This window comes from Cardinium endosymbiont of Dermatophagoides farinae, assembly GCF_007559345.1.
GTDB lineage: Bacteria > Bacteroidota > Bacteroidia > Cytophagales > Amoebophilaceae > Cardinium.
The window spans coordinates 924228-939620 of the sequence record NZ_VMBH01000001.1 but is presented as its reverse complement, the minus strand read 5'-3'; the positions used below and the strand labels follow the sequence as shown (position 1 = coordinate 939620).

Sequence of the window (15393 nt, the reverse complement as noted above, 5' to 3'; positions counted from 1 at the left end):
CTGGAAAACCTATTTCTAATGGCAATTTTGGTGTCGAAGCTTGTCTATGCTCCTCAAATACATTTAGTATTCTGCGGTGCTCGACTTCGCTTCTCCTAAAAACTGCTGATCACAAATAGGTTTTGCAGAAGGTCTTTTAAAGACAAGCAAAGACGCACCCCTTTGGAAAAAGTAAGAGACAAGCTTCCTTTGACTTTATATTTTTATATGCGCTTCATGTATTTCATAATCCCAACTATCTATCATTCTAGTTTCCTCATTGAAGTTAATGCCGAGTAGTATAATTGCTTTTTGTCTAAGCAAGTAAGGGGTATAATACCCGTTTGCTTTGATTTGTTCTAAGGCTATTTTTCCGCTGGATTTATACTTGATCTCTATAACGTAAATGGCTGTTTCTGATTCTAAAACGATATCTGATCTGCCTTGACTAGACGCTGATTCACTATGCATATGCATTTTTCTCCCACCTAAAAATCCCAATCCTTGCAGCAGCATATGTAAATTGCTGTGGTATTGTTTTTCCTGTTTTGTATCTATATAATAGGGCAGTGTGGCAAAAGCCGTATTGATATGTTCTATAAACATTTCAATTTTTTTGTCAGCTAGTGCACTTCTAATTTTATCTCGCTCTTGTAAAAAATAATCCTTTACACCCTTTTCCAAACTGGATTGTATACTTTTCTGAAAAGAGGCTTCTATTTCTTTATTAGGAAACTTTAATATATATAGGCCAGTAGATGCATCATAATTGTGAATGGTTAAGTACCCCGTTTGAAACATCAGCGATTTTAAACTAATCTCATTCCTACTCCCTGTATACATAAAATCTTCTCTAGTAGCTTCTATTTGCAGATTATCCATGTTAAGGTCAAATCTATCAGGATCTGCCAACATTTGGTTAATCAGTAGGCTTGGGCTTCCTGATTCATACCAATAGTTTTCTAGTTTACCAGCGTCTAAAAATCTTAGCGTAGACCATGGATTATATACACTTAGACCATCTTCATAAAACTTATAGCCATTGTAATAGGTTGCAATTTGTTCCATTACCTTTGATTGAGTTATTTTTTTGTTTTCCTTTGTACTCCGTTTTTTAGCAATATCTTCTAAGTTTTTTGAGAATATGGTTACAATTTCTTGCTGCGTATAACCAAACATGGCATCAGCAGACGCATCAATAGTAATGTCTTTTAAATGATTGGCCCCTGAGAATACATCAGATAAACTGAATTTGCTTACGCCAGTGATAAAAGTAAGTTGAAAGTAGTCATTTAGTGATTTTAAAGTCATAAAGAAATCCTTCATGACTTTGATATTGGCTTTTTCTAGGTCAGAACCTTTGGTTAGATGCACTATAGGCGCGTCGTATTCGTCTATAAGGACTACTATTTTGGACGCATAAAGAGGTTTTATATTTCCATTGTTTGCTGTAGTATCTTTTAGATGTATCAATTGCAGCACTAGGCTACGTAGTGCATCTTTTACCGTAACATCTTCTATTTTTACATTATATGAAAAGGCTATTTCTTTGAGTACCATTTTAATAGATGTACTGAGTTCTTCAGGCGTGTTATTAGATACGCCTGAAAGATCTAGCTTAATCACGGGATATTTCTTCCATTCATATCCATTTTTCAGTTTACCTATATAGCAATCTTTAAAAAATTCTTTTTCTCCGTTACATATAGTAGCCAGTGTATTGATAAATAGTGATTTCCCAAATCTCCTAGGCCGAGCTATAAATACAGGATTTTCTTTTTCTATTAGCTCCTGTGCATACTTGGTTTTATCTACATAATAGCCTGTTCTGATCACCCTTTCAACATCTGAGTAGCCAATAGGCAGTGCATCTATCTTACGCATCATTTTATATTTTTTGTTACTTTTTTATCAAGCAAAAAGTAAGAATAAAGATTCCTTGTGTCAAGAAAAAGGTTAAAATACAACCCTTTCTTTTACACCTCTATATCCTTATTATATGGGTCATATTGCGTTACCGTGACACCAAATGCATGTAGAAAATCTAATCCTTCTTCATAATCCAGGTTTTTATAAGCGGCGTAAGAATCCTTATATACCACCTTTTTAATCCCTGCACCAAATATAATACGGGCACAAGGCAGGCATGGCGAAAGGGTTGTGTAGAGGACCCCATCTTTTACATTGGCATGATTGGTTGTTAATGCATACAGGACAGCGTTTTGTTCGGCATGAATCGCTAAAGAACAACTCCCTTTTATATTCCGCGCACAACCCGTTTTAGGCCATATTTCGTCGCAATTATAGGTCCCTGGTGGCGGGCCGTTGTATCCTATGGAAATGATTCGTGTCTCTTTTGTTAGTACAGCGCCTACCTTTTTTTTAACACAGTGTGAGCGTTGCGCCAATTGAATGGCCAGTGACATGAAAATAGCATCAAATGTAGGCCTCTGCGTCATCAGTTTTTTTACTATAATGGTATCTGTCCTATTGATGCTGGGAAATTAATCATTTTTTTATATTTTCCTTTAATTTTTTTTATGCTTTTTAATAAAGCGGAAATAGAAGCAAAGGATTATTTGTGCATCTGCGTTCCTGCTATCCTAAAATTAGCCTTATACTACTAATAGCAAATCCAATCCTTTTTTATAAATTTAAGCAGCCCTTTAGACAATGGCGGGGGCTTAAGGAGTATATTTTATTGGCTGTCAAATAAAATATCATGTTACGTGTGATTGTTTCCATTGCGTCAACTTAAGGTGCTAATGGCCGCCGATAAAAAAACTTGGCGCTTCAGTAAACTTGTAATCTTTAGACGCGCTATTGTTCAGCGGATCAGAAAAACAGCTTGTTTAAAGCCTGCGTAGCGCGGCGCGTTCTGTTTTTCCCGCTGAACAATAGCGCGTTTCGTTGTTTTTACTGCGCGCCAAACTTTTTATTGGCGGCCATGGGCAGAGGCGTATGCTAACTATCCATAAACTGCTTTTTCTACTGCTGTATTAGCATATTTTTTCCTTAAGCCACCGCCATTGGCCCTTTAGATGCTGCATTATATCTTTAATTTTTTGATTTTATAAAAAAACAATGTCCCATACTGGAAAAATTATTCAAATTATAGGCCCTGTAATTGATATTCGTTTTAGTGAGTCAGCTAGCTTACCTAGCATCTTGAATGCACTCCACATCAAGACACCTGCTGGCAAATTGGTTACTGTAGAGTGCCAACAGCACCTAGGTGAGCATTGCGTACGAGCCATTACTATGGAAGGCACAGAGGGGTTAACAAGAGGTCTAGAGGTAATAGATACAGGTGCCCCTATTCAAGTACCTGTAGGCGATGTGGTACGTGGCCGTCTTTTTAATGTGATAGGAACAGCTATAGATGGCATGGCGCAACCAGAAACCGATCAGAAGTTACCCATTCATAGAGCAGTACCCCCTTTTGATCAGCTCTCCTCCACAACAGAGATCCTCTATACCGGTATCAAAGTTATTGACCTGCTTGCGCCTTATGTAAAGGGTGGTAAGATTGGGTTGTTTGGTGGTGCAGGTGTAGGTAAAACGGTTTTGATTATGGAGCTGATCGATAACATTGCTAAATCCTATAATGGCCTTTCCGTATTTGCCGGTGTAGGGGAACGCACACGTGAAGGCAATGACCTCTTACGAGAAATGATTGAAGCAGGCGTCATCAACTATGGGGAGGCATTTGTACAGGCTATGGAATCGGGTCATTGGGACCTTAGCAAAGTGGATCATGAAGCGTTAAAGACCTCTCAGGCTGCATTGGTATTTGGCCAAATGAATGAATCCCCTGGCGCAAGAGCCCGTGTGGCGCTCACCGGACTTTCTATTGCAGAGTATTTTCGTGACCATGGTGAAGGTGCATCAGGAAAAGATATTCTTTTTTTTATTGACAATATTTTTCGTTTTACACAAGCTGGCGCAGAAATCTCTGCTTTGCTGGGGCGCATACCTTCTGCGGTAGGGTATCAACCAACCCTGGCCACAGAGATGGGTGCCATGCAAGAACGCATTACCTCTGTGAAGCATGGTTCTATTACCTCTGTTCAGGCCGTTTATGTTCCGGCAGACGACTTAACCGATCCTGCGCCTGCTACTACTTTTACCCACTTAGACACCACTACGGTTCTCTCCAGAAGGATAGCCGCACTGGGTATTTATCCTGCAGTAGATCCTTTAGCATCTTCTTCTAGAGCCTTAAATCCCGAAGTATTGGGAGATCTGCATTATGAGACTGCTCAGAAAGTAAAAAGGACCCTGCAACGTTATAAAGAGCTACAGGATATTATAGCCATTTTGGGTATGGATGAACTTTCGGAGGAAGATATACAGACCGTTTACCGCGCTAGAAAAGTAGAGCGCTTTTTATCCCAGCCATTTAATGTAGCAGAGCGCTTTACAGGCATCAAGGGAGAACGTGTGCCTATAGAAGATACCATTAAAGGCTTTAATATGATTATTGATGGAGCGGTAGACCATCTCCCTGAAATGGCTTTTAACTTAGTCGGTAATATTGAACAAGCTATGCGCAAAGCAGAAAAACTACAGGGTAGTTGAAATTAAAGCCTGCTAACCCTGACCGTTGGGTTAAAAAGGGTTTTCTGACAAACCTTTTATAACTTACTGTTTTTAAGGTTACTATCATACATAAGACCTTCTGCAAAACCTATTGCTAAATGGCAATTTTGTGGTCTATGCTCCTCAAATACATTTAGTATTCTGTCGACTGCGCTTCTCTTAAAAACTGCTGATCACAAATAGGTTTTGCAGGAGGTCTATTGTAACGATTTATTAACCCAATAGCTGTTTTTGTGCGCTTATTAATTTGATCTTTATCTTATTTATATGTAACTATGTAGCATTGCCTATCTGTTGGTATAAATGGGTGGGCGTATAGTAAGTGGAGGTGGGGTATGTCTTATCCAATGCCCTTGCCTATTGATATAGTTAAACGTTAAAATTGTACGCTAATGAATTATAAATTTTTATCTGCATTCGCATTGGTTTTCTCCATGTATATTGATATAAAAGCGGATCAACGACCTCAGGCCACGGTACAGCCTCAGGCAGCAACAGCTCAGGTAGCACCAGCTGGTTTAAAGATTGGGTTTGTAGATGTAGGTTATATTTTAGGAATGCTACCAGAAGCTAAAAAAAATAGCATTGAAATTCAGAGCTTTCAAAAGCAATTGGATAACCAGATTCAAACAAAAATCAACCTTTTTAAGGAAAAAGCTGATGCTTTCCACCAGCAGTTGGCTACGCTTACAGATGCTCAAAAAATGCAGAAGACTAAGGAGTTGCAAGGGTTGGAAATAGAGATTAATGAGCTTCACCAGCAAAAAGAGGTTAAAATGCAAGAAAAGTATAGGACAGTGATGCAACCCCTCCATGATAAAATGCAAGAAGTAGTCAATAAAATTGCAGCGGAGCACAAGTATACTTTTATCTTCAATAAAAATACAGATGCTGGTCCTGTAATACTTTTTGGTCAGAAGGAATTTGATATTTCTGATCTTGTCTTGGAAAAGCTTAAAGAAATGACCCCTAAGGCGCTACCAATCCCTGTAGTAGGCAGTCAGCAGCCTTCTGCTAAGAAATCAGCTCCAGCTAAGCCTGGTAAGAAAAAATAAAGGGTTGTGCACTGAACTGTTTGATAGTAGAGGGCGTGCGTTAGATAAATACTGGTTGCTATGACTATTAGTTTAGTTAGTAACCAGTATATTTTAGTGTAATATCATTTTTATAGATTTATTTTGAGGATATCTCGTTTGAGTAGGCTTTTTGCTTGTAGCTTTTTGCTACTGGTCCCTCTTTATTGGATGATGCGCAGTTGTGGTGCGGAGAAAAGCACACAAAATGCGCAAAGGGAGTCTTTTATTGCTTGTGTAGGTAAGCAATATCTCTATCCATCAGATCTTGCCTCAATGGGCTTTTCCCATGTTGATGCTGCAGATACTGATTTTTTTATTAAAAAATATGTGGAAGAATGGGCATGCAAACAACTCCTTGTTGCCCAGGCGAGCGATTCATCTATCCAGCTTGCTATAGAAAGTAGTTTAAATGACTATAAGCATGACTTGTTGGCATACCATTCTTTAGAAACCCTTATTCAACGTGAGTTTGATGCGCATGTATCGTCAGAAGAGGTGGCCGATTATTACCAAAAATACAAGCAAAGTGACTTTATACTCCATCATGATATTGTAAAGGGTATTTTTTTGGCGATTCCCAAAAAAGCAGCTTGTGTTAATGCTGTAAAATCACTCATGTTATCGAATAAAACTGCGGATCAAAAAAAATTACAAGCCTGTTGCAAGCCTTATCTCGATACTGCTATTTTAGAAGCAGATCAATGGTTTGCTTGGGAAGCGGTTTTAGCTAAAATTGGTTACCGCCCACTTGTGGATGCAACTAGATTGTTAAAAACAAATAAATTTATCCATGTAGCAGGCCGGAAGCATATCTATTTTTTAAAAATAAATCAGTATAAAATAGCACAAGAAATTGCTCCATTAGAAGTAGTGGAAGGTCGGATTAGGGCGATTATACTACATAAAAGAAGGGTAGATCTGATTAACAAAATAAAATATAAACTTTTAGAAAATGCTAAAAAAAACCATACCTGTATTATCCAGATTAACTAGAAGCCTTATGGGCGTTTTTGTGCTACTCACTTGTATGGCGTTGCCCCTAGCTAGGGTCAGTGGTACAGTGTTGTTGGATAAGGTCATTGCTAAAGTCAACAAAGAGGAGATTTTATACTCTGATTTACAAAGAGAGTGCAACCGATTGGCTTTAGAGGGCAAAAAGATTGATGAACAGCTACAGATGCATGTATTGCGGGAGTTGGTTTTAAACAAGATTTTTCTATCAAAGGCGAAATCCTATAATATTAACATTCCCAAGAAACATATTCAAAAGACATGTGACTTTAGAATAGCTGGTTTGGTACAGCGGTTTGGTTCTGAGGAAAAACTTGTAGAGGCTGCGCGTCAACCTATTTACCATATTAAGAAAAATATCAAGCAACGGATAGAGTCAGAAATTTTGGCTTCACAGGTCTATCAGCATCTTACAAAACATGTAGTGGTTACGCCAGCAGAGGTAAAAGCTTATTTCAATGCATTACCTTTAGATAAACGTTCTTACTGTCCTTCTTCTGTTCAGGTGCATCAACTGGTTGTTTATCCTAAGGTAGCTGCAGCCAGACAAGAAACTGTCAAAAATAAACTTTTGCATCTAAAAAAATTGCTGCTAGCTGGTAGGGCGGATTTTGTGCAATTGGCTAAGGAACATTCCGATGACCCCTATTCTGCCCATAAAGGGGGTGAAATCGGCTGGGTTCCTTTGGGTGCATTGGCTCCAGCTTATGAATCAACTGCGCTTGCACTCAAGAGTGGGGAGATCAGTGATCCTATTGCTTCTGAATTTGGGTGGCATCTTATACAGTTAATAGGCCGTAATAAAAACCAGTACAATACCCGCCATATCCTGCAGGTTGTCCAACCAACAGAAGAAGAAATTAGATTGGCTAAGGTTGAATTGGATAAGATTAAAGCCGAAATAGTTGCTGGGAAATTGACCTTTGAAGCAGCTGTCCAGCAATATTCAGAAGACAAGGAAACAGCCGCTCAGGGAGGATTGATTGCAACCCCTTACCAAGGCGGTGACCGCTTGCCTAGCCTATTTGTTCCTGTTGAATCCTTAGATTCAGAAGTCTATTTTGCCATTGATAGGCTTCAAGTAGGTGAAGTCAGCGCGCCCCAGTATATGGGTACATCTCATAAATCAGCTTGGCGCTTGCTCTTGCTCAAACAAAAAGTAGAGGCCCATCTGATGAACCTCACGCAGGATTATGAACAGATCCATTATGGCTTGCTCCAAAAGAGAAAAAAAGAAGCCGTTGACAAATGGATTCAAACCGCTAAGTCGGAGTTTGTAATTTATTTTGCCCCAGAATATCGCACAGTTGAGCAGTTGCTTTGATGGAATCCTTTTGATGATATATCCATAGCTTTAAATGAAGGAAATGCCTTTTGATGCAATAGAAAGTAGGATATAAAATCCTACTTTTTAGTTTCCAGCGCCTCTTTCAATGCCTTTTCCAGTTCCTCTGGAGGAGTCATTCCATGTTTTATACATTTTATGGTTAAATCACTTCCAGCTGCTGCGAGTAAATTGTATACTTCTTGACGACCTTTACGTGCTGCCTGATGTGCCGGAATATGCCCATTGTTATTTTGTATGTTGAGTAGGTTACTGCTTGTTGGGTCATTTTTTATCCATTCAACTATCCATTTGACTAGCGCTATATGGCCCCTAAGTGCTGCTATGTGGAGTGGTGTATTCCCATATTTATTAACTGTTTCCAAAACTTTTGGATTTTCTGTAATTAGCCTTTTAAAATCATCCAGATTATCTCTTTCTGCTGCTACATGTATTGCAGCATTGTCGTGTTCATCTAGCGTTTGTACTGCTGCGTTTTTAGTTGCTGGGCTTGAACTTATTTGATTAGCTTCTTTGCTGTCCATGCCATAACTGGGGCCGCCATTGCTGCAAGCAGTAATAAGTGGTGTGCCTATAATGCTAGCCATTATATACCGTGATATGATATGGCTAATATGCTTTGGTAATCTGTATATATTATTCATGATATGATGCGTTAAGTTTACATTAGACCTTCTGCAAAACCTATTGCTAAATGGCAATTTTGGTGTCGAAGCTTGTCTATGCTCCTCAAATACATTTAGTATTCTGGCGACTGCGCTTCTTCTAAAAACTGCTGATCACAAATAGGTTTTACAGAAGGTCTATTATTAATTAAATGAACGTTGTGCTCTAATTTGCTAAGATTTGCCAACCGTAGAACGCTGAAACTGACTCCATTGCTTGAATGGATACCTAAAAAATAAATCCACATTATTTTATATTAAGTAAATTTTTCTATTTATGCAAATAGGTAGTTGCTGTTGTAGTTAATCCATGTTACCATGTTTATTTTCGATAAATTTTAATAAATTGCTGTGCTTAACATAAGTCCTTTATTACCAGGCAATAGGGTAGGTTTTATTTAACTATACATCTGTCTGCTCTTTATAGCGCAGTGTTCATCACCATATATCCTTTTAGGCATGTCAGAAATTATCGCTAGTCTTGACATAGGTACCAGTAAAATTTGTGTAGTTATAGGGGCACAAAGCCAGTATGATGCTGGTAAACTTGAGGTGCTAGGCATGGGAACTGCTGCTGCAGATGGGATGGTACGTGGTATGATTGTTAACATTGACAAAGCAGCTATTGCCATCAAGCAAGCACTGCAAGCTGCTGAGGAGGATTCTGGTATCAATATCAATGTCGTTAATGTCAATGTTTCGGGCAAGCATGTGGCAGGTTCTTGCCACCATGGTAGCATTACTAGAGATACTGTAGAAGAAGAGATTACAGTCGAAGACATCAAAAAGCTTACCAGCGATATGTACCGCATTGTAACTCCTCTAGGTACAGAAATTGTGCATGCCGTGCCGCAAGAATATACCATAGATTATGAAATTGTAATCCAGGATCCAGTAGGTATGTTAGGCGTAAAGTTAGAAGCAAATTTTCATCTCATTACCGCTAAGACGCATGCCATTCAAAACATACACAAATGTATTAAAAAGGCTGGTGTAGAAGCAGAAATGGTTATGGCATCTGGACTAGCAGCCAGTTTGGCTCTATTGAGCGACGAAGAGAAAGAAGCAGGTGTCTGTTTGATTGATTTTGGTGGGAGTATTATTAACCTAGTCATCTTTTGCGATGCCATTATTCGGTATACTGCTACCATTCCACTTGGAGGGCATATGATTACTTCAGATATACAACAGAGTTGTATGGTGATGGAGCGGCAAGCGGAGCTGTTAAAAGTAAAATTTGGTAATATTGAACCTAATGCTGCTCAAGCGGTCATCACCATTCCAGGATTGCGCAACCGTGCGCCAAAAGAGGTGGCTAGCACCAATTTGACTAAAATTATAGCGGCACGTGTAGAAGAAATGGTAACCTTTATACATGAAGAAATGCTACGCTCCGGTTTTTATGAAAAACTGGTGGCTGGTATCGTTGTAACAGGTGGAACGGCTAATTTGCCAGGCATTCAATCCATTGTTCAGCAGATCACCGGGCTGGATACACGTTTGGGCTTCCCAGATGAGTACTTAGAAGAGGGCAGTAGAAAACAGCTACGTGACCCCAGCTATGCCACTGCTGTTGGGTTGGCGTTGGCTGGATTTAAAACATTAGATTATAGAGAAGCCTACTATAGAGCAGCTCAGTCTGCTGATTTGAATTTTACCAAAAAGAATACTAAAAAAGTAAAGAAAAGCAGTTTTTCTTTTGCGCGTATGATTACCAAGACGAAGGCTTTTTTAGTAGATGATTATGACGATAATTAGTGATCAAAATATTGTATCTTTTCCTTGGTCATGTGGGTCATGTTAAGAGAAAAGAAAAAATGCCCAAGTTGTTTTACTACCTCATCGTATAAATTATGAAGGAGATTACCTATAAGTTTGATGTACCTACGCACCATAAGTCTATTATTAGAGTAATAGGAGTAGGGGGTGGTGGCAGCAATGCGGTAAACAATATGTACAAGCGTGGCATTAAAGATGTTTCTTTTATTGTGTGCAATACCGATGTGCAGGCGCTACAAAGTAGTCCTATACCCATTAAGCTTCAAATTGGCGCGGCACTTACCAGTGGGCTAGGCGCTGGTGCCAATCCAGAAGTAGGGCGTAATGCTGCATTAGAAAGCAAAGAAAGCATTCGAGAACTCTTGGATAATGATACAAAAATGCTTTTTGTTACCGCTGGTATGGGTGGTGGAACCGGTACAGGCGCTGCCCCTGTAATTGCTGGCATTGCCCGTAAGCAGGGTATCTTGACCGTTGGCATTGTTACCTTACCTTTTTCATTTGAGGGTAAAAAAAAGCATTTGCAAGCGCAAGAAGGCATCAATGAATTGCGTAAGCATTGTGATACCGTTCTGATCATTTTAAATGATAAAATCCAAACCATATTAGGGGGGCTATCTATTAGTGAAGCTTTTCTAGAAGCAGACAATGTCTTAACCACAGCTGCTAAAAGCATTGCGGAAATTATTACGGTTCCTGGTTATGTAAATGTGGATTTTGAAGATGTCAAGACTGTAATGAAAAATGCAGGTGCAGCTGTTATGGGTTCTGGTGAAGCGGAGGGTGAAGGCAGGGCATTGCAAGCTGCTGAAATAGCCCTTGCTTCTCCTTTATTGGACTATACCGATATCCGTGGTGCAAAAAAGATTCTCTTATCTATCGTTTCTGGTAAAGCAGCCGAGCTGCAAATGGATGAGTTAACCATTATTACCAATTATATACAAGAGCAAACAGGCAATGATGCGGAAATGATTTTTGGCCATGGTTCTGATCCGGAAATGTCAGAACGCATTAGGGTTACGGTTATTGCCACCGGGTTTAGTAGAGATGAAGAGGCGGTCAGTCAAGCGCTTTGTGACGATTCAAAACCCCATGCCATGCAGCTGAGCCCTGAAACGTTGCATCATCCAGCACCCAATAGGCAGGTCTTGGAAGCCGATAAGCCAATCGTTGAAGTAAAATCATCTAAAAAAAGAGCAAAAGAATCTAGTGAAGCGGAAGAAGCTGCTATACAGTTGCCTTTACCTTTTAGTGCAGTGTTGGAAAAAAGTTGTCCATATGGCCATGCGGTCAATACCCATGCCAAACGCGACAGTCCACCCAGAAGTTGGGATGACCGTTATTTAAAAGAACAATTGGAAATACCTACTTATCTGAGAAAAAAAATAGTGCTTGATGCTGCAGATCCAGCAAAAGAATGCATCCGCTATCAGTTGGATGATGCAGTAGATCAAGCTTCCCTGCAAAAGGATACTTGACAAAAGACCTTCTGCAAAACCTATTGCTAAATGGCAATTTTGTGGTCTATGCTCCTCAAATACATTTAGTATTCTGGCGACTGCGCTTCTCCTAAAAACTGCTGATCACAAATAGGTTTTGAAGAAGGTCTAAACAAAAAGCAAGGTGCAACTGCTTGATTCATTTGTGTAAGTTTTTTAAAATGCTTAAATTGCCTTTCCCTTAGTTATGTTGGTGATGTAGCTCAGTCGGTAGAGCATCGGACTGAAAATCCGTGGGCCGGGGTTCGAGTCCTCTCATCACCACCTTATATCTTATCAATAGGCCTCTTTTTATCCATACTAAGATGTTTAATCAACTTTTTACTAAGCTTTTTACTTCCAAGAAAGAAAAACAACGCCGTTTGTACCATCAAAAAGTAGCTGAAATCAATCAAATTTATCAGTTGTTGCAGCCCCTTTCTCATGATGCATTACGAGCCGAAGTTACAGCTATTCGTGAAGAGATAGCCGCTCACTTGCAGCCTATTGCATCTCAAATCGAAGCATTAAACAGGTCAGCCAATGAACAGCTAACCGATGGGTTAATACATGCCAAGCTAGATGGGTATAAGGAGTTGGAGCAGCTAACAAAAGTCCACAAAGCAGCTTTGGCAACCATTTTAGATCGGGTGTTGCCCCGTGTTTTTGCCATTGTAAAAGAAACCGCGCGCCGTTTTAGGGATCATAGCCAGCTAAGCGTTTCATGCAATCATCATGATCAAGCCATTGCTGCGTGTAAGTCTTATGTGACCATAGCCGGTGATCAAGCCATTTGGCAAAATCGATGGGAAGTCAGTGCGCGTATGGTTGTATGGGAAATGGTGCACTATGATGTTCAGTTAATAGGTGGCATGGTTTTACACCAAGGAAAGATAGCTGAAATGGCTACTGGAGAGGGTAAAACCCTTATTACTACTTTAGCTGCTTTTTTAAATGCATTAAGCAATCAAGGCGTTCATGTAGTTACCGTAAATGACTATTTGGCCAAAAGAGATGCAGAATGGATGGCACCTATTTTTGAATTTCATGGTTTTACCGTCGACTGTATCGATAACTATCCTGCCTACTCCATCGAGCGTCAGCGTGCCTATCAGGCAGATATTATATTTGGTACCAATAATGAGTTTGGTTTTGATTACCTAAGGGATAATATGGTAACCGATGCCAGTGATTTGGTACAATGTGCGCACTATTTTGCTATTGTAGATGAGGTTGATTCTGTTCTTATTGATGATGCTAGAACCCCACTTATTATTTCAGGTCCTGTAGAAGAGAGCGACGAGCATATTTATAAAGAGTTGGCTGCTAAGATTGCCCAGCTCTATATGCTACAAAAGGAGCTCGTTATTAAGCTGTTACAAGAAGCAAAGCAAAAAATAAAAGAAGGCAATATTGAGGAAGGAGGGCTTGCGCTCTTTCGTGCCTATAGGGGATTGCCTAAATATAAGCCTTTAATTAAGTTCCTTAGTGAAAAAGGCATGCGTCAGATGCTAGATAATGTAGAATCTTACTACATACAGGAGAATGCTAAGATGATGCCTGAAGCAGACCAGCCGCTTTTCTTTGCCATTGATGAACGACACAACAATGTGGAGATCACCGAAAAAGGGTTAACCTACTTAACCGAGCAAGAGCAAGATCCATCTTTCTTTGTATTACCAGATGTAGCAGCCCATATTGCAGCTATTGAGCATGATACTGCTTTGACCCATGAAGCCCGCATGGCCAAGCGTTCTTATTTTCAGCAAGCCTATAAGGTAAAAGCACAACGCATTCATGCCTTGCACCAATTGTTAAAAGCATATGCCTTATTTGAAAAAGATGTGGCCTATATTGTGGCCAAGGGTAAGGTAAAAATTGTAGATGAACAAACTGGTCGGGTATTGGATGGCCGTAGGTATTCAGATGGTCTGCATCAAGCCTTAGAAGCAAAAGAGGGCGTTAAGATTGAAAAACCCTCTCAGACCTATGCCTCCATTACGCTGCAAAGCTATTTCCATATGTATGATAAGTTGGCCGGTATGACCGGTACAGCCGAGACAGATGCGGAGGAGTTTTGGGATATTTATGGCCTTGCGGTAGTACCCATTCCCACCCATAGGCCACTCTTGCGAGCCGACAGAGAAGATAAAGTTTACAAGACAGTACGGGAGAAATTTAATGCCATCATTGAAGAAATTGTTGCCTTATCGAGTCAAGGCAGGCCAGTTTTAGTAGGTACTACCTCGGTAGAAATATCTGAATTGGTCAGTAAGATGCTGACCTTTCGTAAAATTCCGCATCAAATTTTAAATGCCAAGCACCATCAAAAAGAAGCAGAAATAGTAGCACAAGCCGGCGTGGCGGGTACCGTTACGATTGCCACCAATATGGCAGGTCGTGGTACAGATATTAAATTGGACCAGGCCTCAAAGGAAGCCGGTGGATTGGCCATTATTGGAACGGAACGCCATGAATCAAGACGCGTCGATAGGCAATTGCGTGGCCGTTCTGGAAGGCAAGGTGATCCAGGCTCCTCTCAGTTTTTTCTTTCCTTAGAAGATAGTTTAATGCGTCTTTTTGGTTCCGATAGAATTGCGGTTATAATGGATAGAATTGGTTTAGAAGAGGGAGAGGTCATTCAGCACAGCATGGTCAGTAGGTCTATTGAGCGGGCACAAAAAAAAGTCGAGCAGAACAACTTTGCTATGCGCAAGCGCTTGTTGGAGTATGACCGCGAAATGGGTACCCATCGTAATGCGGTTTATCAAAGGCGCAACCATGCCTTATTAGGAAAGGGCGTTGAGGTGGATATTATGAATATGCTCTACGATACGGTGACCAATATTATAGAACATGAAGATAGTAAACTAGAAGCAGCGTTTCTAAACCCGATTTTTTCTACTGTATTTGGAGATAGTTTTCCAGCATCATTTTTTGAGGGCAAAAAGAAAGAAGTCCTTATAGAGGATAGCTATCAGCGGCTAGCAAAGCTATATGCCCAGCGCACTAGAGCATTGCAGCAGCTGTTGTTTTCCCATTTCAAGGAGTCTCCTCCAGCCAAGGGTGATGGCTTGGAAGTCCCATTTTTTGATGGTAAAACATATATCAGCGCCACTGCTTACCCTCTTCTTTTTATGGATACGCAGGGTAGGGCACTGGTTAAAAATTTAGAGTGCATGGTTGTCCTTCATGTAATTGATCAGCATTGGAAAAGTCATTTACGGGTGATGGATGATTTAAAGCAATCGGTTCAAAATGCGGTTTATGAAAGGCAAGATCCTATTATAACTTTTAAGTTTGAAGCCTACCACTTATTTAGAAAATTTATGGCTACCGTCAGCCAAGAAATTATTTCTTTCTTGTTTCATGCCCCTCGTTATGTGCAATTGCCAGGCAAAGGGCATACAGCGGACCAGTCGGGTAAAGAGGGTTACAAAAAGTAAAATCAAAATTCA

The 15393-nt window shown here is 40.0% G+C and carries 10 protein-coding genes and 1 tRNA gene; 8 read left to right on the top strand and 3 right to left on the bottom strand.

Features of this window, described 5'->3' with window-relative positions:
* Positions 1-195: 195 nt before the first annotated feature.
* The gene (locus tag FPG78_RS04460; protein WP_144086797.1) at positions 196-1866 is read right to left on the bottom strand and encodes an AAA family ATPase; all 1671 of its coding nucleotides are present in this window, start codon (positions 1864-1866) and stop codon (positions 196-198) included.
* 89 nt (positions 1867-1955) lie between these two features.
* Positions 1956-2438: a deoxycytidylate deaminase gene (locus tag FPG78_RS04455; RefSeq protein ID WP_144086796.1), complete on the bottom strand. Its 483-nt coding sequence runs from the start codon at positions 2436-2438 to the stop codon at positions 1956-1958.
* A 625-nt stretch (positions 2439-3063) separates the two neighbouring features.
* Here FPG78_RS04455 and atpD point away from each other — a divergent pair.
* From atpD to FPG78_RS04435, 4 genes are all read left to right on the top strand, one after another.
* Positions 3064-4560, top strand: coding sequence for a F0F1 ATP synthase subunit beta (gene atpD, locus FPG78_RS04450; RefSeq protein ID WP_144086795.1), 1497 nt, complete (start codon positions 3064-3066; stop codon positions 4558-4560).
* 413 nt (positions 4561-4973) lie between these two features.
* Positions 4974-5636 carry an OmpH/Skp family outer membrane protein gene (locus FPG78_RS04445; protein ID WP_144086794.1) on the top strand — a complete coding sequence of 221 codons (663 nt, stop codon included), beginning with the start codon at positions 4974-4976 and terminating at the stop codon, positions 5634-5636.
* Between the two features lie 189 nt (positions 5637-5825).
* The gene (locus tag FPG78_RS04440; protein ID WP_144086793.1) at positions 5826-6650 is read left to right on the top strand and encodes a hypothetical protein; all 825 of its coding nucleotides are present in this window, start codon (positions 5826-5828) and stop codon (positions 6648-6650) included.
* The gene (locus tag FPG78_RS04435; protein ID WP_144086792.1) at positions 6610-7992 is read left to right on the top strand and encodes a peptidylprolyl isomerase; all 1383 of its coding nucleotides are present in this window, start codon (positions 6610-6612) and stop codon (positions 7990-7992) included. The genes FPG78_RS04440 and FPG78_RS04435 overlap by 41 nt, the downstream gene beginning before the upstream one ends.
* A gap of 80 nt (positions 7993-8072) precedes the next feature.
* Here FPG78_RS04435 and FPG78_RS04430 read toward each other — a convergent pair whose 3' ends face one another.
* Entirely contained in the window at positions 8073-8657 is a 585-nt protein-coding gene (locus FPG78_RS04430; protein ID WP_144086791.1) for an ankyrin repeat domain-containing protein, read from the bottom strand.
* A gap of 480 nt (positions 8658-9137) precedes the next feature.
* Here FPG78_RS04430 and ftsA point away from each other — a divergent pair, with 480 nt between their 5' ends.
* The 4 genes from ftsA to secA all read left to right on the top strand — a co-directional run bounded on the left by ftsA (position 9138) and on the right by secA (position 15381).
* Positions 9138-10436 carry a cell division protein FtsA gene (gene ftsA / locus FPG78_RS04425; protein ID WP_144086790.1) on the top strand — a complete coding sequence of 433 codons (1299 nt, stop codon included), beginning with the start codon at positions 9138-9140 and terminating at the stop codon, positions 10434-10436.
* A gap of 95 nt (positions 10437-10531) precedes the next feature.
* On the top strand, positions 10532-11935 hold the full coding sequence (gene ftsZ, locus FPG78_RS04420) for a cell division protein FtsZ (RefSeq protein WP_144086789.1): 1404 nt from the start codon (positions 10532-10534) through the stop codon (positions 11933-11935).
* A gap of 213 nt (positions 11936-12148) precedes the next feature.
* Positions 12149-12220 (top strand) — tRNA-Phe (locus FPG78_RS04415).
* Between the two features lie 41 nt (positions 12221-12261).
* Positions 12262-15381 (top strand): preprotein translocase subunit SecA, encoded by a 3120-nt coding sequence (secA, locus tag FPG78_RS04410; protein ID WP_144086788.1) that lies wholly within the window; start codon positions 12262-12264, stop codon positions 15379-15381.
* The last annotated feature ends 12 nt before the right edge of the window (positions 15382-15393 follow it).

Excerpts from the sequence above, each read along its gene's own strand:
- FPG78_RS04460 (WP_144086797.1), bottom strand. The coding sequence starts at position 1,866 with ATGATGCGTAAGATAGATGCACTGCCTATTGGCTACTCAGATGTTGAA.
- FPG78_RS04455 (WP_144086796.1), bottom strand. The coding sequence starts at position 2,438 with ATGACGCAGAGGCCTACATTTGATGCTATTTTCATGTCACTGGCCATT.
- atpD (WP_144086795.1), top strand. The coding sequence starts at position 3,064 with ATGTCCCATACTGGAAAAATTATTCAAATTATAGGCCCTGTAATTGAT.
- FPG78_RS04445 (WP_144086794.1), top strand. The coding sequence starts at position 4,974 with ATGAATTATAAATTTTTATCTGCATTCGCATTGGTTTTCTCCATGTAT.
- FPG78_RS04440 (WP_144086793.1), top strand. The coding sequence starts at position 5,826 with ATGATGCGCAGTTGTGGTGCGGAGAAAAGCACACAAAATGCGCAAAGG.
- FPG78_RS04435 (WP_144086792.1), top strand. The coding sequence starts at position 6,610 with ATGCTAAAAAAAACCATACCTGTATTATCCAGATTAACTAGAAGCCTT.
- FPG78_RS04430 (WP_144086791.1), bottom strand. The coding sequence starts at position 8,657 with ATGAATAATATATACAGATTACCAAAGCATATTAGCCATATCATATCA.
- ftsA (WP_144086790.1), top strand. The coding sequence starts at position 9,138 with ATGTCAGAAATTATCGCTAGTCTTGACATAGGTACCAGTAAAATTTGT.
- ftsZ (WP_144086789.1), top strand. The coding sequence starts at position 10,532 with ATGAAGGAGATTACCTATAAGTTTGATGTACCTACGCACCATAAGTCT.
- secA (WP_144086788.1), top strand. The coding sequence starts at position 12,262 with ATGTTTAATCAACTTTTTACTAAGCTTTTTACTTCCAAGAAAGAAAAA.